This is a genomic window from Halorarum halophilum (genome assembly GCF_013401515.1).
Lineage (GTDB): Archaea > Halobacteriota > Halobacteria > Halobacteriales > Haloferacaceae > Halorarum > Halorarum halophilum.
In genome coordinates, this window is the sequence record NZ_CP058529.1 from 2,808,215 (window position 1) to 2,826,863 (window position 18,649).

The 18,649-nt window shown below is 68.0% G+C and carries 21 protein-coding genes; 11 read left to right on the forward strand and 10 right to left on the reverse strand.

Annotated elements, in window-relative coordinates; genetic code table 11:
* The first annotated feature begins 1 nt into the window (after position 1).
* From HUG10_RS14165 to HUG10_RS14185, 5 genes are all read left to right on the forward strand, one after another.
* Positions 2-1,099 (forward strand): branched-chain amino acid ABC transporter permease, encoded by a 1,098-nt coding sequence (locus HUG10_RS14165; protein WP_179170194.1) that lies wholly within the window; start codon positions 2-4, stop codon positions 1,097-1,099.
* Positions 1,099-1,857, forward strand: coding sequence for an ABC transporter ATP-binding protein (locus HUG10_RS14170; protein ID WP_179170195.1), 759 nt, complete (start codon positions 1,099-1,101; stop codon positions 1,855-1,857). Before HUG10_RS14165 ends, HUG10_RS14170 begins: the two co-directional genes overlap by 1 nt.
* A gap of 80 nt (positions 1,858-1,937) precedes the next feature.
* Positions 1,938-2,666 carry an ABC transporter ATP-binding protein gene (locus HUG10_RS14175; protein WP_246310261.1) on the forward strand — a complete coding sequence of 243 codons (729 nt, stop codon included), beginning with the start codon at positions 1,938-1,940 and terminating at the stop codon, positions 2,664-2,666.
* The gene (locus HUG10_RS14180) at positions 2,663-3,355 is read left to right on the forward strand and encodes a thioredoxin family protein (RefSeq protein WP_179170196.1); all 693 of its coding nucleotides are present in this window, start codon (positions 2,663-2,665) and stop codon (positions 3,353-3,355) included. The genes HUG10_RS14175 and HUG10_RS14180 overlap by 4 nt, the downstream gene beginning before the upstream one ends.
* A gap of 261 nt (positions 3,356-3,616) precedes the next feature.
* Complete coding sequence (locus HUG10_RS14185) at positions 3,617-4,267, forward strand: helix-turn-helix domain-containing protein (RefSeq protein ID WP_179170197.1); 651 nt, start codon at positions 3,617-3,619, stop codon at positions 4,265-4,267.
* A 437-nt stretch (positions 4,268-4,704) separates the two neighbouring features.
* Here HUG10_RS14185 and HUG10_RS14190 read toward each other — a convergent pair whose 3' ends face one another.
* The 3 genes from HUG10_RS14190 to HUG10_RS14200 all read right to left on the reverse strand — a co-directional run bounded on the left by HUG10_RS14190 (position 4,705) and on the right by HUG10_RS14200 (position 6,805).
* Positions 4,705-5,901, reverse strand: coding sequence for a sensor histidine kinase (locus tag HUG10_RS14190; RefSeq protein ID WP_179170198.1), 1,197 nt, complete (start codon positions 5,899-5,901; stop codon positions 4,705-4,707).
* 120 nt (positions 5,902-6,021) lie between these two features.
* Positions 6,022-6,423, reverse strand: a complete 402-nt coding sequence (locus tag HUG10_RS14195; protein ID WP_179170199.1) for a universal stress protein — start codon at positions 6,421-6,423, stop codon at positions 6,022-6,024.
* 85 nt (positions 6,424-6,508) lie between these two features.
* The gene (locus HUG10_RS14200) at positions 6,509-6,805 is read right to left on the reverse strand and encodes a DUF7520 family protein (protein ID WP_179170200.1); all 297 of its coding nucleotides are present in this window, start codon (positions 6,803-6,805) and stop codon (positions 6,509-6,511) included.
* A gap of 151 nt (positions 6,806-6,956) precedes the next feature.
* On the opposite strand from HUG10_RS14200, the gene HUG10_RS14205 reads away from it, so the two are divergent.
* Positions 6,957-7,553 carry a hypothetical protein gene (locus HUG10_RS14205; protein ID WP_179170201.1) on the forward strand — a complete coding sequence of 199 codons (597 nt, stop codon included), beginning with the start codon at positions 6,957-6,959 and terminating at the stop codon, positions 7,551-7,553.
* Between the two features lie 27 nt (positions 7,554-7,580).
* Here HUG10_RS14205 and HUG10_RS14210 read toward each other — a convergent pair whose 3' ends face one another.
* From HUG10_RS14210 to HUG10_RS14230, 5 genes are all read right to left on the reverse strand, one after another.
* Positions 7,581-8,978 (reverse strand): right-handed parallel beta-helix repeat-containing protein, encoded by a 1,398-nt coding sequence (locus HUG10_RS14210; protein ID WP_179170202.1) that lies wholly within the window; start codon positions 8,976-8,978, stop codon positions 7,581-7,583.
* A gap of 275 nt (positions 8,979-9,253) precedes the next feature.
* A complete protein-coding gene (locus HUG10_RS14215; protein WP_179171092.1) occupies positions 9,254-10,987 on the reverse strand; it encodes a cbb3-type cytochrome c oxidase subunit I in 1,734 nt (577 codons plus the stop codon).
* Between the two features lie 95 nt (positions 10,988-11,082).
* Positions 11,083-11,514 carry a DUF6684 family protein gene (locus tag HUG10_RS14220; protein WP_179170203.1) on the reverse strand — a complete coding sequence of 144 codons (432 nt, stop codon included), beginning with the start codon at positions 11,512-11,514 and terminating at the stop codon, positions 11,083-11,085.
* A 49-nt stretch (positions 11,515-11,563) separates the two neighbouring features.
* A complete protein-coding gene (locus HUG10_RS14225) occupies positions 11,564-11,941 on the reverse strand; it encodes a DUF7541 family protein (RefSeq protein WP_179170204.1) in 378 nt (125 codons plus the stop codon).
* An 86-nt stretch (positions 11,942-12,027) separates the two neighbouring features.
* Positions 12,028-12,231, reverse strand: a complete 204-nt coding sequence (locus HUG10_RS14230; RefSeq protein WP_179170205.1) for a VNG_1110C family protein — start codon at positions 12,229-12,231, stop codon at positions 12,028-12,030.
* Positions 12,232-12,453: 222 nt separating this feature from the next.
* Between HUG10_RS14230 and HUG10_RS14235 the strand changes: the two genes are divergently transcribed.
* The 4 genes from HUG10_RS14235 to HUG10_RS14250 all read left to right on the forward strand — a co-directional run bounded on the left by HUG10_RS14235 (position 12,454) and on the right by HUG10_RS14250 (position 15,444).
* The gene (locus HUG10_RS14235; RefSeq protein WP_179170206.1) at positions 12,454-13,563 is read left to right on the forward strand and encodes an OBG GTPase family GTP-binding protein; all 1,110 of its coding nucleotides are present in this window, start codon (positions 12,454-12,456) and stop codon (positions 13,561-13,563) included.
* Positions 13,560-14,063 carry a TIGR04206 family protein gene (locus HUG10_RS14240; protein ID WP_179170207.1) on the forward strand — a complete coding sequence of 168 codons (504 nt, stop codon included), beginning with the start codon at positions 13,560-13,562 and terminating at the stop codon, positions 14,061-14,063. Before HUG10_RS14235 ends, HUG10_RS14240 begins: the two co-directional genes overlap by 4 nt.
* Positions 14,064-14,396: 333 nt before the next feature.
* On the forward strand, positions 14,397-14,570 hold the full coding sequence (locus tag HUG10_RS14245) for a hypothetical protein (protein WP_179170208.1): 174 nt from the start codon (positions 14,397-14,399) through the stop codon (positions 14,568-14,570).
* A gap of 76 nt (positions 14,571-14,646) precedes the next feature.
* Positions 14,647-15,444, forward strand: coding sequence for a maleate cis-trans isomerase family protein (locus HUG10_RS14250; RefSeq protein WP_246310149.1), 798 nt, complete (start codon positions 14,647-14,649; stop codon positions 15,442-15,444).
* A gap of 70 nt (positions 15,445-15,514) precedes the next feature.
* Here the strand turns inward: HUG10_RS14250 and HUG10_RS14255 are convergent, their stop codons facing one another.
* The gene (locus tag HUG10_RS14255; protein ID WP_179170209.1) at positions 15,515-15,724 is read right to left on the reverse strand and encodes a hypothetical protein; all 210 of its coding nucleotides are present in this window, start codon (positions 15,722-15,724) and stop codon (positions 15,515-15,517) included.
* A 264-nt stretch (positions 15,725-15,988) separates the two neighbouring features.
* Between HUG10_RS14255 and HUG10_RS14260 the strand changes: the two genes are divergently transcribed.
* On the forward strand, positions 15,989-16,738 hold the full coding sequence (locus HUG10_RS14260; protein ID WP_179170210.1) for a VOC family protein: 750 nt from the start codon (positions 15,989-15,991) through the stop codon (positions 16,736-16,738).
* Positions 16,739-17,152: 414 nt separating this feature from the next.
* Here HUG10_RS14260 and HUG10_RS14265 read toward each other — a convergent pair whose 3' ends face one another.
* Positions 17,153-18,604 (reverse strand): hypothetical protein, encoded by a 1,452-nt coding sequence (locus tag HUG10_RS14265; RefSeq protein WP_246310150.1) that lies wholly within the window; start codon positions 18,602-18,604, stop codon positions 17,153-17,155.
* Between the last annotated feature and the right edge of the window lie 45 nt (positions 18,605-18,649).

Sequence of the window (18,649 nt, forward strand, 5' to 3'; positions counted from 1 at the left end):
AATGGCCGACGAAGTCGGAACGTCCACGGAGCAGGGGTTCGGCGACGAGGGACTGTACGAGCGCTGGCTGGCGATCAAGGACAACGAGCTCACGGTCGCCGTCATCACCATCGTGGCGGTCGCGATCTTCCCGTGGCTGTTCGCCGACGCACCGTTCCTCGGGGACTTCCTGCAGGGGTACCGCGGCCTGGCGTCGCTCATCCTCATCTGGGGGATCTTCGCCATCGGCTTCGACCTCCTGCTGGGGTACACCGGCCTGCTGTCGTTCGGACACGCGGCCTTCTGGGGCGGTGGCGCCTACGTGGCCGGCATCTTCAGCGCCGAGGTCTCGGGGCTCCCGCTGCTCGTCGTGCTGGCGGGCACGGTGTTCGCGGTCCTGTTCGCGTGGGTGCTCGGATTCCTCTCGCTGAGGCGGGGTGGCATCTACTTCTCCATCCTGACGCTCGCGTTCGCCCAGATGCTGTACTACATGGCGGCCGCGCCGCTGTCCTCGTTCACGAACGGGGAGAACGGGTTCACGAGCGTGAACGTCGAACCGCTGTTCGGCGCCATCGACCTCGGCGCGCACGTGTTCTGGCCGGCCTCGATACTGCTCGGCGAGATGCTGTACGTGTTCATCGCGGCGTTCTTCGTGCTGGCCGTGATGGGCGCCTACCGGATCCTCAACTCGCCGTACGGCATCGTCCTCAACGCCATCCGCGAGAACGAGCAGCGCGCGGAGTTCGTCGGGCTGAACGTCTGGCGCTACAAGCTGATGGCGTTCATCATCTCCGGCGCGTTCGCCGGGGTCGCCGGCAGCCTGTTCACCATCCACGGCAACTACGTGCCGCTCCAGTCGCTGTACTGGACCGAGAGCGGCGAGATCGTCATCATCACCGTGCTGGGCGGTGCCGGCTCGCTGTTCGGGCCGATCCTCGGGGCGGGGCTGTACCTCTACGTCGCGAACGTGGTCAGTGGCTTCGGGACCATCGGGACGCTGTGGCACCTCATCCTCGGGATCATCTTCGTCGGCGTCATCTGGCTGTTCCCCCGGGGTATCTGGGGGATCGTCTCGGACGTCCGCGACCTGATCGGCGACCGCATGGGGGGTGATCGCTGATGGCGCTCCTCGAACTCGACGGCCTCGTCAAGGAGTTCGGCGGCCTCGTGGCCACGGACGACGTGAACTTCGACGTCGAGCAGGGCGAACGCGTCTCCATCATCGGCCCGAACGGGGCCGGGAAGTCGACGCTCATCAACCTCATCACCCGTCGGCTCGAGCCGACGCGCGGCGACATCCGGTTCAAGGGCGAGTCGATCCTCGGGAAGAAGCCCCACGAGGTGGTCCAGCGCGGCATCAGCAAGTCGTTCCAGACCGCCTCCATCTTCCCGGAGCTCAGCGTCCGGGAGAACGCGGAGATCGCCGCGCTCGCGGCCGAGCACGGCGCGTTCCGGTTCAACTTCCTGCGCCACCGGGACCGCTACCCGGCGGTCCAGGACCGGACGCGCGAGACGCTCGAGGCGGTGGGTCTCCACGGTCAGCGTGACGTGACCGCGGAGGACCTCCCGTACGGCGACAAGCGCCGCCTCGAGATCGGCATCGCGCTGGCGAGCGAACCCGACCTCCTCCTGATGGACGAGCCGACCGCCGGGATGTCGCCCGACGAGACGAGCGACACTGTCGAACTCATCGAGAGGGTCAAGGAGGAACTCGGACTCACGTTCATCCTCGTCGAACACGACATGGAAGTCATCTTCAGCATCTCCGACCGCATCCTCGTGTTGAATCGGGGCGAGATCATCGCCGACGGCACGCCCTCGCAGGTCCAGAACAACGCCGCCGTCCAGGAGGCGTACCTCGGGGGGGTGGAGCTGTGAGCTCCCCCGAGTCGAACGACGCGGACGTCGAGAGCGCGGCCGCCACCGAGGCGGCGACCAACGGCGACGCCCTCCTCAGTCTGGAGGACGTCGACGCCTACTACGGCCAGAGCCACATCCTGCGCGACCTCTCCATGCACGTGAAGGAGGGCGAGGTGTGCACGCTGCTCGGGCGCAACGGCGCCGGGAAGACGACGACGCTCCGCTGCATCGCGGGCGCCCGCCCGCCGGACGTCCGCGACGGCCGGATCCGCTTCCGCGACGACGACATCACGGCCGCGCCCACCGAGGACATCTCCTCGATGGGCATCGGCCTGGTGCCCGAGGAGCGGCGCATCTTCCCGAACCTCTCCGTCGAGGAGAACCTCCACCTCGCGGACGTGGCACGCAACTGGTCGAACAGCGTCAGGCGGAGCGTCACGATGGGCGAGGGGGGGATGACCACCGAGGAGGTGTACGAGGAGTTCCCCCGACTCGAGGAGCGGGCCGACCAGCGGGCCGGCACGCTCTCGGGCGGCGAACAGCAGATGCTCGCCATCGCCCGCGCGCTGAAACAGCATACTGACCTGCTGATGCTGGACGAGCCCTACGAGGGGCTCGCCCCGCAGATCATCAGGTCCGTCGAGAGCGCGATCCAGCGCATCGCCGACTCCGGCAAGACCATCCTGCTGGTCGAACAGAACGCCGTCGCCGCGATGAACATCGCGGACCGGGCGTACGTGCTCGACCAGGGCGAGGTCGTCTTCGCGGGCGGCGCCGAGGAGCTCCGCGCCGACGAGGAGACCCGGGAGCAGTACCTCGGCGTATGAGCGCGGACCCGACAGCGGACGTCGACCCCGAGTCGCTGCTCGATCGACTCGTCGAGGAGGGCGCCGTCGACGAGACGGCGGAGGGCGAACTCGTCGCGACCGAGGCGTTCGAGTCGACCCACGCGGTGTACAGGGACACCTACCTCGAGATCGGCGACGACGAGTTCCGCGGGACGGTCACGGAGCTGTTCGGCATCGACGAGTCCGAGGCGGCCGCCCGCATCGAGGAGCTCGGCGTGACCCGCGCGGAGATCGCCGCCTACCTCGCGCTCCGATCGTTCCTCGATGACCCCCCCGCTCCCGTCGAACTGGCGACGATGGCCGCCATGGTCGTCGAGGTGGCGCCGCCGTCACCGGTCCCCGACTCCCAGACGGAGCTCGACGACGGGAGCTACGAGTCGTTCCTCGCCGAGCACCCGGACGCCGTGGTGTTCATCTGGAAGCGGGACTGCCTCCCCTGCGAGCGGATGAAGGGCGACCTCGAGGCGCTCCTCTCGACCGTGCCGGCGGACTACGGGACCGCCGGCGTCGACGGCGACGCTGTCGAGGCGTTCCGGGCCGCGTACGACGTGACCTCGGCGCCGACGACGCTGGTGTTCCGTGACGGCGAACTCGCCGACCGCGCGACGGGTCGCCTGCGGGTCGCGGGCTTCGCCGACCTCGTCGAGGGCGCCGACGGCGCGGACTGAGTCCGGGTTCGATTTTCGGGGTTTGGCCTCATTGAAATCCTCGGAGAGCAACTGGTTTCACTGACGAATTTCGGGTGATGGATGACCTTCCGGAAGCCGATCTGCTTCGGTTCGTTGAACGTGCAGCCGCTACGGAGGTCCTGCAAACGATGCAGTGGCACGTCGAGACAAGCAGATGCGGCACATCACCTGCTTCCTCCACTCCGGCCACGCCAGGTCCCATGAATACCCCTTTCCCACTGGAAGACGTGGCGGCCAGCGATGGCAACAGAGGCGACGTTTACCGTTCCTTCCGACGAATTTCCTCTCGGAACCATATTCAACCAACTACCGGGAGCCATGGTCAAATTGGAGCGAATCGTTCCGGGCACCGACGTTGTGATTCCGTACTTCTGGGTTCGTGGAAGTCACTCGGACGACATCGTCGCAGCGTTCAGTGACCATCCGGGCGTACAGAACATTCACCAGATCGATTCCGTCGAAGATGAGTATCTCATGCGTGCCGAGTGGGTCACGGAATACGAAGGAGTTCTGAGTACGCTGGGTGAGACACGAGTTCCGTTGATCGAAGCCGTCGGGACGGACGACCAGTGGACGTTCGACATACGCGGTGACGACCGAAGCGACATCGCCGCGTTCCAGAGCCGCTGCATCGAGCTGGACATTCCGATCACGCTCTCGGCGCTACACGCCCTGACGCCGGTCGAAACCGCGACCGAAGCGGCACTCACCGATGCACAACAGGAAGCGTTGGTCCTGGCCTACGAGCGAGGGTATTTCGATTCACCACGGGAGGTGACGATGGAAGACCTCGGCGACGAACTCGGCATCTCACAGCAGGCGATCGCCTCCCGACTCAGGCGTGGCACCAATCGAATCCTTGGAAGTACCCTCTCCGCGCTGGAAGCTTGAGCCGAGTCTGCCAGTATAAAAACCAGTTGTATAGCCAAAACCAAGGCTGAACCTGAACCGACGCATTGGTTTCGGATGAGACCATGGCACGGGGGTTCGAATCACCGAAACGCGAAAAGCCGGACGCAGCCGAAGCGATTGAGCCAACGTCGGGTGGGGACCCCGATGGGGTTGGGAGGTGCGTGGACTGCGGGGAGATATACCCGGTTCAGAGGACCGAACATGGAGGACTTCGCCCGATTGGGGTAGACGGCAGGTGCGATTGTGGAAATACGGAGTTTCTCCCATGCACCGATATCTAGAAACCCCTGTACTCAGCGACACATTCACCCAGCACATCAGCTCGCCCTCGTGCCCGATACGCGCCCTGTATTCAGCGAGGCTGCTGAAACCTATCTTCAGTTGATGGTTTCAACGGGGCCCGGGGTTTCGTTCACTCACCCTCTCTCACTCCGCTCGTTCGGGAGCGACGGTGCTGTCCCTTCGGCAGGGTGGTGACCGTCGGACTCCTCGGACGCGCGAGGGAGTTCGATCACGAACGTGCTCCCGTCCGCCCCCGTCGACGCGAGTTCGATCGATCCGTCGTACCGGTCGAGGATCCTCCCGACGAGGTACAGCCCCATCCCATGGGTCCCTCCCGTGGCTTCGGTTCGGTCGAACAGGGTGTCGACGTCCTCTTCGGGGATTCCCGGGCCGTTGTCCGCGATCTCGACGACGACCGTTTCGGGACCGGGTTCGACGGTCACGGTCACCCGCGGGGTCGTCGCGTCGTTGTGCTCGACCGCGTTCGAGAGGACGTTGGCGAACACGCGGGGGAGCAGGTCGTCGGCCGCGACGGCCGCGTCGTCGGGGATCGAGGTCTCGACCTCGACGACCCGGTACCTGTCGTGGAGCTTTCGCACCTCGTCCCGCAGGACCCGAGCGAGGTCCATCCGTTCGAGGTTCTCACCGCCGCTGGTGGTCGAGAGGAGCACGCGGACGTCCCGGATGACCTTCGTCATGTCCGCCGCCTGGCGGTCGATGGTCCGCGCGTACCGCCACTCCTGCTCGTCTTCGTCGTGTTCCTCCTGGAGCAGCGACGCGTACCCGCCGATGATGGCCGCGGAGTTCAACACTTCGTGACGGAGGATGCTGTTGAGGTAGTCGAGCAGGTCGCGCTGGCTCTCGAGGTTCTCCGCCCGGAGAGCGGCGCGTTCGGCGGCGAGCGCCTCCTGGATGGCGCGGGCCTCCACGATGCCGACGAGCAGGCCGACGCCGGCGCCGAGGCTCACGGCCCAGCGGATCCATCCGACAACCAGTGGCAGCGAACCGCCGCCCATAACGGCGATCAGCGCGAGGTTGATGAGGAGGAAGACGACCAGGCCGCCGGCACACCACCTCCCGATGCGCGGGTAGCGGTCCGGGGAGAGCGTCGAGCGTCGCAGCCAGTATCCGCCGTACGTGATTCCGACGATGAACGGGACGGCGCTGACCACCCCGATCAGGAACTCCGGCTGGTAGACTTCGTCCGTCCCGCGGACGAGGAGCGAGAGGAACTCCCCCACGAGCAGGAGCGTGAGGAGGGCTCCCAGTGCCAGAACGTAGCGCGGGATGCGCTCCTCGGCCGGTCCCAGGACGTTCCGGAGTCGATCCATTCGTCTGCTCACCTCGGGGAGGGCGTATAAGCCTGCCCCGTCCCGGCTATCCGAGCGGGAAGGCGGACGATGCCGGCACGTTCCTCGCAGGACTCCCCATCCGGACGGACGCCGTTCCGCCTAGGCTTGCCTGACCACGCCGGCAACCATGACCGGCCGGTCGGCGTTGAGGATGACCGACTGGGTGACGCTGCCGAACAGCGCCTTGCCGGCCGGGGAGCGCTTGCGCCCGCCGACGACGAGGAGGTCCGCCCCCGCCTCCGCCGCGACGTCGAGGATGACGTCCGCGGGATCGCCGCTCGCCTCGCTGATCTCCACGTCGAGTCCCGCCGCATCGAGCACGTCTTCTGCCGCCCGCACGGACGCCACCTGCGTCGCCGAGGCGCCGCTGGGGTTGTCCTGGAACACGTGGACGAGCGTCACCCGCTTCTCGTCGGGGTCGCCGGGGAGGTTCGCGACCTCCCGGGCGGCCGACTCCGCGCGCTCCTCGTTCTCGTCGACCGCGAGTACGACGTGGTACATGGGTGAACACTCTCACGGACGGGGATTAGTCCTTTCGACGGCGACCGTTCCGGGCCGTCCAGCGATCGACCGCCGTCCGACCCGCTCAGCGCCGCTCCGTCGCGTGGGGGTCCTCGATTCGCCGGGAGACGTAGACGACGAGCAGCAGCGGGACGCCGAGGACGACGGCGACCGTGATCGCGCCGTAGGCGGCGAATCCGGGCACGGAGACCGGCATCGGGAACAGCCCGAACAGCGCCGGCGAGGAGAGATCGTCGACGAACACGGCGACGAGCGCGCCCCCGGCGCCCCCAACGCCGACGAGCAGGACGTACAGCACCAGCACGAGTCGCGCCCCCTGCGTTGCGGCCCGCGTGCCGGCTCCGTCGCGCGGTTCGGTCATGGCCGGATTTGGGACGGTCCGCGAATAGGACTTGTGTTCGGTAGTGCGTTGTGGGGCGTCCCGATGGTGTCGCCCGCTGGTCGTCGGGACGGCCTGCGACCGCTCGTCCGCCGGCCTGCTCCTTATTGGGCTCCCGACCCAACCCGGGGACATGGTCGAACTCGACGAGGACGTCCTGGAGGAGCTCCAGCACGGCGGGCGCTCCCTGCTCATCGAGGACGTCGTCTCCATCATCGAGCGGAACCACCTCGACGACCGACCCGGCGTCTCGCGGGAGACGCTCGAGGCCTACGCGGACGCGCTCGAGGCCGATCCAGACCAGCAGTTCGACATGGAGACGTTCCACGAGGAGCTCGACTCGCGGCTCACCGACAGCGACACCTGGGTGGACGACGACCGCCTGTACCGCGTCGGCGACGACCGGATCAGTTCGTACCCCGCGACGTGGCACGACCGCCTCGGCGGGAAGACCGACGTCCGGACGTACGTCGTGTTCCTCCAGGATGAGGCTCCGGAGTTCAAAGAGGACGTGGGCCGCGGCGGGGCCGGCCCCGGCATCCCCCAGGACCAGCTACTCGACGTCGTCTCCGTCGTCGGCCGGATCGAGCGGCAGGAGGCGAGGGCGGTGCTCCAGGACCTCCACGACCGCGGGGAACTCGTCGAGGACGCCGATCAGCACCCCGACGCCGGCGTCATGCTCGGCGACGAGGACGGGGAGTCCTACCGCGACACCAGCATCGACGGCTGAACCCCTCCCGATTCCTGTTCGCCTGACTCAGTCGCTCGATTCGGACGATCGGGTCCCGTTGGCCGGCCGGTCGAGCCACGGGTCGAAGCGGACGCCCTCGGAGACGCTGCTTCCGCTCCCGTCAGCGGGTTCTCCGGTGACCGGATCGGACACGTTCGCGCCGGTGAGGTCTGCCGGGCCGTTGGCCGTGCCCCAGTAGTTATGCGTCGCGTCGAGGGTGCCGTTCGCGCCGTCGTTCCAGACGCCGTTGGCGGCACCGAGTCGGTCCCATGGTTCGAACGTGTTGTAGTGGAGTTCGACGGCGTCTGCCCCCTTCGAGTCCGGGCCGCAGAGGCGCTGTTCGTCGTGTTCGACCACCTTGACATCGTAGAAGGCATCGATGTAGTTGTGGTGGATCGAGATGGTGGCGGTCGGGTCGCTGATCGAGACGCCGTGCCCGAATCCGAGCCGGTTGTGGGCGATCTCGTGGCCGCCCCCCTCGACGAAGACGGCGCCGCCCTCGTAGGAGGACACGTCGCCGGCCCAGAGGTCGTTGTTCGTGACGGTGTGATTGGTCCCGCTGAGTTCGACTGCGATGGGATAGGCCTCGACGTGGTTCCCCTCGATCGTATTGTTGTCCCCCCGGACCTGTATGCCGTCCTCGAGCGCGTCGATCGAGTTGTCGCGGACGACGTTGTCGTGCCCACCGACCTGGATGACGCCTTCGAACGACGACCGAGCGTCGACACTGTTCCCCGCCACGAGGTTGTCCGACCCGCTCTCGACCTTCACTGCGGGCCCTCCGTCGAACTCGTTTCCGCGTATCGTGGATTCATTCGTCCGATCCAGGCTGATTCCGCCCTCGGTGGACACGTCCGTGAACGTGTTGTTCACGACGGAAACTCCCTCGGACCGGCTGAGAACGATCCCGTTCCCGAACGAACTGTCAGTGGAGAACGTGCTGTTTCGAATCCGGACCGCTCGCGAATCGGCCACGACGACGCCGCTGGTCGTCCCTCCCGATTCGGAACTCGTCACGTTCACGAGCTGTCCCCCGACCACGCCCTCGTAGCGGACGTTGTCCCCGCCCTCGCCGCCGACCGTCACGTCGCGGAGGCTGACGTTATGGAGCGTCGAGTTCGCCCCGACGCTGATGCCGGTTCGCTCCGCGTCGGAGGTGTCCCCGTCCGTCCGAACGGCGTACCCGTCGCCGTCCAGGGTGACGTCGCTCGCGCGGATCTCGATGCACGGCATCGGCGCGTCCCCTGCCGTCCCGTTGCGGGCGACGTCCCGCGTCAGGACGTACTCACCGGACTCGTCGATGACTGTACACGAATCGATCTCCGTCGGTTCGGCGGCGGCCTGTCGTGCGCCCACGACTACCCCAGCCGACGCGACGAGCGCGACGGCCATCACCACCGACAGCACCTGTCTGCTCGTCTGCATTCGGACGATCGTTAGTCCATCCCCGTGTTATTATCGGGTCCCTAAGGTCTCCGTTCTCCGGCCGACGACCGAGAACGACGGGTCTTTCCCCCCTGCGATCCGTTTTCGAGTATGAGCGACAAGGACCTCCTCGGCGTCATCCTCGGGGGGATCGCGTTCATGATGTTCGCCACCGGTCTCGTTCTGGTACTGGTGTAGTCCGAACCCTCCCTCCCCATCGGCGATGCTCGGGGTCGGGAAGGACGAAAAACCGTGAGTCGAATCGGTCGCGGCCGTCAGTTCTCGTCGCCGCCGCCGTCGGTGCGGAGGTCGTCAGGCTCCTCCTCGCGGCCGCCGTCGACGATCGCCGTCCGGCGCTTGCGGTCGAACCAGTCCCACTCGGCGGTGTTGAGGTTCTGCTCCTCGAGCCTCCACGGGTCGCCGCTCTGGACGCGCGCCCCCTCGAGCCAGGAGACGACCAGGTTGTACGCCCAGATGAGCCCGCCGACGAACAGCAGCGCCGCGCCCACCGTGGCGAGCTGGTGGAGCGTGGCGAACTGGGGCAGGTACGTCGCGTACCGGCGCGGCATGCCGCCGTAGCCGAGCAGCACCATCGCGAAGAACGTGATGTTGGTGCCGATCATGAACAGCCAGAAGTGCGCCTTCGCGAGGCTGCGCTGGTACCACCGGCCGGTGACGAGCGGGAACCAGTAGTAGATCCCGGCGAAGCCGGCGAACGCGATGGCGCCCATCACGATGTAGTGGAAGTGGCCGACGACGTAGTACGTGTCGTGGAGCACGAGGTCGACGGGGACCGACGCGAGGAACACGCCGGTGACGCCGCCGATGATGAAGTTGGAGACGAAGCCGATGCAGAACAGCATCGGCGCGGTGAGCCGGACCTTCCCGTTCCACATCGTCGTGATCCAGTTGAACGTCTTCACCGCGCTCGGGATGGCGATTGCGAGCGAGACGGCCATGAAGCTCGCGCGCAGGCGCGGGTCGATGCCCGTCGCGAACATGTGGTGGGCCCAGACGCCGAACGAGAGCACCCCGATCGCCAGCGTCGAGTAGACGACGAACTTGAAGCCGAACAGCTTCCGCCCGGCGAACCGGGGCAGCACGTAGCTGACGATACCCATCGGGGGCAGGACGAGGATGTACACCTCCGGGTGGCCGAAGAACCAGAACAGGTGCTGCCAGAGGATGGGGTCGCCGCCGCCGACCGCGAAGAACGTCGTCCCGAAGTTCCGGTCGAGCAGCAGCATGACGAGCGCGCTCCCGAGCAGCGGGAACGCGAACAGGATGAGCCCCGACTGCGTGAGGATGGTCCACGAGAAGATGTCGAGGTTCGCCCAAGTCACCCGCTCGCCGCGCTCGGTGAAGATGGTCGCGATGAAGTTGACCGCGCCCATCGTCGCCGAGACGCCGGTCAGGTGGAGACCGAGCAGCATCAGGTCGACGCCGACGTTCGCCTGGTTCCCGTTGCCGACGCCGGCCGAGAGCGGCGTGTACATCGTCCAGGCGGTCTGGGCCGGGATGACCTCGGGAAGCGGGAAGAAGCCCGCCCAGATGAGCAGCGCGCCCGGCGGGAGCAGCCAGAACGCGATGGCGTTGATGCGCGGGAACGCCATGTCGTCCGCGCCGATGATCAGCGGGATGAGGTAGTTCGCGAACGCCGCGATGATGGGCGTCCCGAACAGGAACAGCATCGTGATGCCGTGGCTCGTCATCAGCGAGTTGTAGAACGTCGGCGCGCCGAGGAGGGCGATGTCGGGCGTGCTGAGCTCCGCGCGCATGAGCATCGCCATCAGTCCGCCGACGACGAACGCGATGACGCCGTACAGGCCGTACAGGAGGCCGATGTCCTTGTGGTCGACGGTCGTGAGCCATCGGATGAGGCCGGCGGGCTTCTCGCGGTGCGCGTAGCCGGACTCACCGACGCCCCCGCCGGCCCCCAGCGGGGTGTAGGACCGCCAGTCCTCGACCCGGGCGAGGAAGGCGGCCACGCCCACGAGGAACAGGCCCATGAGGACCGTCAACAACAGTTGGCCGGTTAGCTGCATACGAGCGAGTCAGTTTCGGAGGCACAAGAAAGATTCGAGTCGGGTCCGGCGGCCGCGCGTCAGGGGTTGCCGGTTTCGTCGTCCCCGGCGGCTATCTCGGGGGTCGGCTCCTCCTCGCGCTCGTCGCCGCCCTCGACGTCCGCTCCCTCCTCACGCGCCCCGTCGTCGGTCCGCTCAGCCTCCTCTTCGCCGTGGAGGTCCGCCTCGATTTCCTCCCTCGTCCTCGAGTCCTCCACGGCGGCCTGGCCCTGGAAGTACACCTCCGAGCGCTTCTCGTCGCCGGCGATCGCCTTCCCGGAGACGTACGTCAGGATGGCGAGGCCGATGAACGGGACCGCGTGCAGACCGATCATGATGAGGTCCCCGAACAGCCCGAGTTCCCGCCACGGGTTGAAGATGACATACCCGACGCCGAAGAACAGGATGATCCCCAGCGGGATGACGTTGACCGTCAGGTCCAGCAGGGTGTCCCTGTCGAAGATGGTTGTCATGGCCGGACGTTGGACGGCCCGGCAAAATACATTGTCGATTCAGTCCGCCCTACGCGGGGACGCCGGCCTCGCGGGCGAACAGTTCGCCGGCGATCCCCGCCAGCAGCATGAACAGCCCGGCGCCGACGGTGGCGTACCCGCGGAGGGACAGCGGGGCGGGTGTCATCGGGTCGACGTACACGAGGGCGCCGCCGAGAACGACCGCGAGCAGCGCGATGACGCCGAGCGCCCGCCAGGGTGTCTCCACGTAGCCCGACTCCCCGAGCATCCCGGCGATGCTGCCGCCGAAGAGGATGACCCCGCCGACCGCGAGCGGGATGATGCCGAACAGCAGTCCGAGCTCGGCGATCGGGAGTCCGAGCGCGACGAACAGCGGCCACGGGCTGGCCATCCGGTACTGGTCGCTCAGCCCGGGGTTCTCGTCCATACCCGGCGTAGGGGGTCGCGGGTTCAAAGGCTATCGATGTCGGCCCGACGGGAACGTGGACGGCCGGGAAGACGGCGTCCCCCGCGTCAGGGGAGCGTGACGCCGTGGCGAGTGAGGTAGTTCGAGACCTCCTTGATCTCGACGGGGCTGCCGATGATGCGGCACTCCGCGTCGCTCTCGTGGAACACCGTGACCGTAAACTCCGCTTCCACGTCGGCACGAACGGGGTCGAGCGCGTCACATGGGAGGACGATCTGCGTGCTGTCACGGAGACGCGATGGATCCGGCATCTCGTCGTGGTTGGAGGTTACGAGCGTGACGTATAATCGTGTCGAAGTAAAATACGGGCGGCTCAGCCGCCGAACGAGCCGATACATCGCGTACCGGGAACCTCGGACTGGTATCGGACCGCGGACACGTTCGGCGGTCGGTTCCGCGTTCGACGCCCTCCTCGGCGGGCCGACCGCCCCGAAGGAAAGCGTTTAGGCGCACGCACGGCCGAGTCGGTGGTGATGGGACTTGAGGAGGAGATCGAGGACCTCCGCGAGGAGATCGCCGAGACCCCGTACAACAAGGCGACCGAGGAGCACGTCGGCCGCCTGAAGGCGAAACTCGCGGCGAAGAAGGAGAAACTGGAGAACCAGTCCTCCTCCGGCGGCGGCCAGGGGTACGCCGTCGAGAAGACCGGCGACGCGACGGTCGCGCTCGTCGGCTTCCCCTCCGTCGGCAAGTCCACCCTCATCAACGCCATCACGAACGCCGACAGCGAGACGGGCGACTACGAGTTCACGACCCTCGACGTGAACCCGGGGATGCTCCAGTACCGCGGCGCCAACATCCAGATCCTCGACGTGCCGGGGCTCATCGAGGGTGCCGCGGGCGGCCGCGGTGGCGGGAAGGAAGTGCTCTCAGTCGTCCGCACCGCCGACCTCGTCGTCTTCCTCCTCTCGGTGTTCGAGATCGACCAGTACGAGCGCCTGCGCGAGGAACTGTACCTGAACAAGATCCGCCTCGACGCGGAGCCGCCGAACATCTCCGTCCGGAAGACGCACAAGGACGGCATCCGGGTGACGATGGGCGACGCCGTCTCGCTGGACGAGCAGACCGTGAAGAGCGTCCTCCGGGAGCACGGCTTCGTCAACGCCGCGGTGACCATCCCCCACGACCTCACCATCGACGAACTCATCGACGGCGTGATGGACAACCGCGTGTACCTCCCCTCGATGGTCGCGGTCAATAAGGCCGACCTCATCGACGAGGACTACCTCCCGACGGTGAAGGAGAACCTCCGCGCACACGACCTCGACCCGGACGAGGTGACGTTCATCTCCGCCGAGGAGGGCCGGGGGCTCGACGGCCTGAAGGACCGCATCTGGGAGACGCTCGGGCTCATCCGGATCTACATGGACAAGCCCGGCCGCGGCGTCGACTACGAGGAGCCCCTGGTGCTCCGCGAGGGCGACACGGTCGGCGACGCCTGCGAGAAGCTCGGCGGCGAGCTCGGGGAGCGCTTCCGGTTCGCCCGAGTCTCCGGCTCGAGCGCGAAACACGACGACCAGCAGGTCGGCACCGGCCACGAACTCGCGGACGAGGACGTGCTCCGGCTGATCACCCGGAAGTGACGCGGGCCCCCGCGCGGACGGTCGGAGCCGTCCCGCGTGCGACTCGGCGGCGCGTCCTCGTCGCGGTCCTCCTCTGCGGCCTAATACCGTGGTCGGTCCAGACGTTCGTCGGCGGGACGGTGCTCCTGCGGTTCCCCTGGGGCGCGGTGAGCGCCGGGGGCGGACTCGTTCCCTCTGCCGGCGTGAGCGCCGCACTGCGACTCTCCGTCTCGGTGCTCACCGACTACCCGCTGTTCGCCGGGCCGCCGTTGCTCCTCCAGTGGGCGCTCGCAGCGCTGTTCTGGGCGCTCGCGCTGGGGTCGGCCGCGACCGGCCTCGTCGACGCCGAGGACCCGCGCGTCACGGCGGGCCTCCTCGCGCTGGCGGGGGTCTCGAACCTCGCGGTCGCGCTGGAGTTCGGGGTCCAGCCGGAGCGGTCGGCGTACCCGGTCGGGACGCTCGCGCTGTGGATCGTCGCAGGCTGGCGGTACTGGTCGTGGCGAGTGGGCGGTCGGCAGTAGTCGAATCGCCCCGACCACGTCCTTTGTTCATTGGTACCAATCCCTACCCGGCTTTTTTGTGTCACCGATCCACCATCAGTTCGAGGTGACGACGACGTGCCAAACCCACTCCAGACTCGCCGGCTTCTCGTCGGGCGCGTGACCGCCGCGATGGCGGGGTACGCTCCCCGGCAGGCACGCGTCGTCATCCCGACGTGGCGGCCCGCCGCACCTTATCGCGACTGAAGCGACCGGACGGCGGAGCCTTCCCAGCCGCTCGACTCGACGCTCGATAGCCGCCCGGCCTCGAAGCACAGCACGTCGACTCCCGCTGACGAACACGGCCCCCCACTCATGTACGCAGACTATCCCCCCTCCGACCACCGGACGTATCGACACGCACCCGCGCTCTCGACGACGCTCGCCCTCGCGGCCCTCCCGCTCGCCGCACTGCTCGCCGCCGCGTACCCCGCGGCGACGGTCGCGCTGCTGTTCGGCCTCCTGGCCGGCCGCGCGACCCGCCGGTGAGGTCCGGGCCGATCGAACCGGGCCGACCCGTCCCGTCCGAACGCTCTATGCGCTCGGGGACGTACACGCCCCCAGGATGACCGACGACTTCCGGATCGGCATGATCGTCCCGAGTTCGAACGTGACAATGGAGACGGAGATCCCGGCGATGCTGGACGGGCGGCCGGAGCTCTACGGCGAGTCGTTCACGTTCCACTCCAGCCGGATGCGCATGCAGAGCGTCACCCAGGAGGAACTGGAGCGGATGGACGACCAGTCCGAGGACTGCGCGACGCTGCTGTCGGACGCGCGCTGTGACGTCATCGCGTACGCCTGCCTCATCGGCATCATGGCGCAGGGCCCCGGCTACCACGAGGACAGCGAGGCGAAGCTCCACGAGAAGACCGTCGAGAACGACGGCGACGCGCCGGTCGTGACCAGCGCCGGGGCGCTCGTCCGGGCGCTCGACCGGCTGGAGGCCGAGCGGGTCGCGCTCATCGCACCGTACGTGGAGGAACTCACGCGGACGGTGATCGACTACTTCGAGAGTAGCGGCGTCGACGTGGTCGACTACGAGACGCTCGAGTGCCCGGACAACCTCGAGGTCGCGCGGCTCGACCAGCGAAACCTCGTCGACATCGCCGAGGGGCTCGACACGGCCGACGCCGACGCGGTCGTCCTCTCATCGTGCGTCCAGATGCCGTCGCTCGCGGCGATCCAGTCCGCCGAGGACCGACTCGGCCTGCCGGTGTTCTCGGCCGCGACGGCGACGACCTACGAGATCCTCGACGCGCTCGACCTGAGCACGCAGGTCCCCGGCGCGGGCCGCCTGCTCGCCGGCGGGATGAACGAGGGAGAAGGGGTCGGGAAGTCAGTTCCGACGGCGGACGACTGAACCGCCGTCGGCGTTCCGCGTCGATCCGTTCGTCTCTCTATCGATCGTGGCAGTCCGGTGCTCGCGCTGGTTAGTCCGCCTCGGCGTGGGCGGGCGGCGGCCCCCGCGCGCGCCTGTCGACGATCGTTTCGCAGACGGGACAGACGAGGACGCGCGCCGCGTCGGTCGTCGTCTCGAGCCAGTTCTCGGCGATCGGGCTCTCGTAGCCGCACTCGGGGCAGAACAGGACGGTCTTCCGCCGACCGTCGTTCTGGTCGGTTCGCTGGGTAGTAGCTGTCATCGATCCTAGGTACGTGCTCCGTGAAGATAGGACTTGTTTGGGACCGAAAACCGTGACAGAGTATCGGTGGCAACCGGTCCCACCGGGAGCATTCCGAGCCCTCGCCCGACGCGATCCACACGCAACTCGGCGCCGGCGACCGACGGGTCGCCCCGACCTCGCCACCCGGCGATCGTCCTCATCTCGCCGCAAGGTGGCGGTTCCCGCCGCTCCGCCCGACGCGACGTCGGTACCCTTTTCGACCGCGCGACCTTGCCTTCGCGTATGGCATTCACGCTCGACCACGTGATGATGCGCGTCGAGGACATGGACGAGGCGATGGAGTTCTACACCGGTCACTTCGGCTACGAGGAGAAGGACCGGTGGGACGCCGACACGTTCACCAACGTCCACCTCGGCCCGGCGGACGCGCACGAGGACAGCGCGACGCTCGAACTGACGTACAACCACGACGACCGGACGTACGACATGGGCGACGCGTGGGGCCACATCGCCGTCCGCGTCGACGACGTGTACGACGCCTATGAGGAACTGATGGACGCCGGCGTCGACGACTACCGCGACCCGGACTCCTGTGGCGGCAGCTACGCGTTCGTGAAGGACCCCGACGGCCACGAGATCGAGATCGTCGAGCGCGACCAGGGCGCCCGCTGGTCGCTCGACCACACGATGATCCGCGTCGAGGACGCCACCGAGGCGCTCGGCTACTGGCTCCGAACGTTCGAGTACGAGCACACCGGCCGGTGGGAGGCCGACTCGTTCGCGAACTACTTCATGAAGCCCGAGGGCGCCGCCGACGAGGCGATGGCGGTCGAACTCACCTACAACTACGACGGCCGCTCCTACGAGATGGGCGACGCGTGGGGCCACCTCGCGGCCCGCGTCGACGACCTCCAGGAGGACTGGGAGACGGTGCTCGAGCGCGGGTCCGAGGACTACCGCGACCCCGAGTCGTGCGACAACCGGTACGCGTTCACGAAGGACCAGGACGGGCACGAGATCGAACTGGTCTGAGTCTTCGACCTCGTTTCGGCGTCTGATGGTTCGGTTGTTCGGTTGGAAACCGCGGTGACGACCGCGAAAGCCCCCGCGGCGCTCGACTCCGGGGCCTCGCTGTGCTCCTCGCCTCGGTCACTTCGTTCCCTCGGCTGCGGTGCTTGCTTCGTCCGCGTTCGTCGAGTTACGGGAGAGCAAGCTCTCCCGAATTCACGGGCGCAAGCGCCCGTGAATGTCGCGGCCCCTTTCAGTCCCACCCGGTGTCATTCCGGGCCGCATCGCTAGCGGCCATCCGGCGAGCACGTCCTGCGGTTGGGGAGGGCGTGGCTTTCATGACGCTTGGCAGTAGTGGTCCGCTTCCTCAGACCTTGACAGGGGTCGTCAGCCGGAAAACCAGCCAATGCACCCTCCTCAACCGCCTGCGCTCCACAGTCACCCGAACGAAACCACCGGCCGAGAGACGATCCACAGCGAGAGCACGGTGTAGCCGACCATCAGCACCAGCAGCGGCGCGTGGCCCCGACGCGAAGCTCTCGAATCGCCGTACCGCCGGACTGCGACCCCGTGGGCGGCCACAACGGCGACGGCGTGTCCGAGGACGACGAGGGCGACCTGCGAGGCCCAGAACGCCGGCAGCGGGAGCCACCAGAGCGGGTCGAGGGCGATGAGGGGGACGCCGACCGCCCGGGCCGCCATCGCGACGAGCAGGCCGAGGTTCCGGACCACGTACGGGTAGTTGTGGGCCACCTCGTAGGCGGCCGCGATGGGGAGGACCGTCGGCGCGAACGCGAGCGACGCGCCCCGGACGGTTCCGGCCGTCCCGCCGCGACCGAGGCGGTCGGCGAGCGCGGCGACGACGGCGAAGGCGGCGAGGAAGCCGAGCAGTCCGAGCCCGTACAGCACGACGCTCGCGACCGGGCCGAGCCCGAGCGTCCGCCGCGCGGCGAACAGGAGCGTCTGGAACTCCGGCGTGTTCGTGAAGCCGTCGAAGCTCACGGTGTACACCGCGGCGACGACGAACGCGACGAGCGACCCGTCCGCGACCGGACGGACGCAGTCAGTCCACGGGAAGCGGAGCGAGAGCGTTCGCCCCTCGTCCTCGCGGTCGAGGACGGCCACCCGTCCGAACAGCCGGTAGAGCACGGCGAGCGTGTCGGCGCGGCGGAACCACTCCCGACCGAAGCAGACGCCGCCGACCAGCATGACGGCGGCGTAGCCCGCGACGACGCCCGCCGTCCCGCGCGGCGACCGCGGGACGAGCGTCAGCGTGGCCACGACGCCGATCCCGGCGACGAACCCCGCCGTCGCCGGCCAGTGGGCGAGTCGGTCGGGGTACCCGCCGAGCACGGCGACGGCGTCGCCCTCGAGCCGGCAGAGGCCCTCGTAGGCGGCCCGCCACGGGGAGAGCGTCGGCCAGACGGAGCCGACGACGACGGCCAGCAGCGCGAGCCCCCTGACCCACACCGGCCAGACGAACACGGTGACGGCGTTCTCCGCGGCGACGCGGGGGCCGAGGAGGCCGTCGAGCACGGCGAGCGCGACGGCCAGGGCGAACCCGACCCGCGCGAGGTGTCGGGCCGCTTCGACTGGCCGTTCCGGGAGTCGCACCCGTCGGGTCGAATCGTGGGTCGGCACGTCCCCCGACCGCGAGAGCAGCGCGGCCGTCGCGAGGATCGTGGCCGCCGCGCCGGCGACGAGCAGCGGGAACGGGAGCGGCGCGTCGAACCGCGAGGCGCCGACGTCGTGGGCGGCCGCCCGGTCCGACAGCGTCGCCACGGCGAGTACCGCAGCGAAAGCGGCGACCGCAACCCGGACCGTTCGCGAGTCCGGCGGCGTCGCTCCGACCGCCCGCGACGTCGTTTCCGTCCCCCCGTCGTTCGGCATCGTGGGTGCGTTCGCGTACCGCGCGAAAAGCCCCGGTGGTTCGAC

Excerpts from the sequence above, each read along its gene's own strand:
- HUG10_RS14250 (WP_246310149.1), top strand. The coding sequence starts at position 14,647 with ATGACCGACGACTTCCGGATCGGCATGATCGTCCCGAGTTCGAACGTG.
- HUG10_RS14220 (WP_179170203.1), bottom strand. The coding sequence starts at position 11,514 with ATGACAACCATCTTCGACAGGGACACCCTGCTGGACCTGACGGTCAAC.
- HUG10_RS14190 (WP_179170198.1), bottom strand. The coding sequence starts at position 5,901 with ATGGATCGACTCCGGAACGTCCTGGGACCGGCCGAGGAGCGCATCCCG.
- HUG10_RS14225 (WP_179170204.1), bottom strand. The coding sequence starts at position 11,941 with ATGGACGAGAACCCCGGGCTGAGCGACCAGTACCGGATGGCCAGCCCG.
- HUG10_RS14200 (WP_179170200.1), bottom strand. The coding sequence starts at position 6,805 with ATGACCGAACCGCGCGACGGAGCCGGCACGCGGGCCGCAACGCAGGGG.
- HUG10_RS14230 (WP_179170205.1), bottom strand. The coding sequence starts at position 12,231 with ATGCCGGATCCATCGCGTCTCCGTGACAGCACGCAGATCGTCCTCCCA.
- HUG10_RS14195 (WP_179170199.1), bottom strand. The coding sequence starts at position 6,423 with ATGTACCACGTCGTACTCGCGGTCGACGAGAACGAGGAGCGCGCGGAG.
- HUG10_RS14205 (WP_179170201.1), top strand. The coding sequence starts at position 6,957 with ATGGTCGAACTCGACGAGGACGTCCTGGAGGAGCTCCAGCACGGCGGG.
- HUG10_RS14165 (WP_179170194.1), top strand. The coding sequence starts at position 2 with ATGGCCGACGAAGTCGGAACGTCCACGGAGCAGGGGTTCGGCGACGAG.
- HUG10_RS14185 (WP_179170197.1), top strand. The coding sequence starts at position 3,617 with ATGGCAACAGAGGCGACGTTTACCGTTCCTTCCGACGAATTTCCTCTC.
- HUG10_RS14180 (WP_179170196.1), top strand. The coding sequence starts at position 2,663 with ATGAGCGCGGACCCGACAGCGGACGTCGACCCCGAGTCGCTGCTCGAT.
- HUG10_RS14260 (WP_179170210.1), top strand. The coding sequence starts at position 15,989 with ATGGCATTCACGCTCGACCACGTGATGATGCGCGTCGAGGACATGGAC.
- HUG10_RS14170 (WP_179170195.1), top strand. The coding sequence starts at position 1,099 with ATGGCGCTCCTCGAACTCGACGGCCTCGTCAAGGAGTTCGGCGGCCTC.
- HUG10_RS14245 (WP_179170208.1), top strand. The coding sequence starts at position 14,397 with ATGTACGCAGACTATCCCCCCTCCGACCACCGGACGTATCGACACGCA.
- HUG10_RS14235 (WP_179170206.1), top strand. The coding sequence starts at position 12,454 with ATGGGACTTGAGGAGGAGATCGAGGACCTCCGCGAGGAGATCGCCGAG.
- HUG10_RS14255 (WP_179170209.1), bottom strand. The coding sequence starts at position 15,724 with ATGACAGCTACTACCCAGCGAACCGACCAGAACGACGGTCGGCGGAAG.
- HUG10_RS14265 (WP_246310150.1), bottom strand. The coding sequence starts at position 18,604 with ATGCCGAACGACGGGGGGACGGAAACGACGTCGCGGGCGGTCGGAGCG.
- HUG10_RS14210 (WP_179170202.1), bottom strand. The coding sequence starts at position 8,978 with ATGCAGACGAGCAGACAGGTGCTGTCGGTGGTGATGGCCGTCGCGCTC.
- HUG10_RS14215 (WP_179171092.1), bottom strand. The coding sequence starts at position 10,987 with ATGGGCCTGTTCCTCGTGGGCGTGGCCGCCTTCCTCGCCCGGGTCGAG.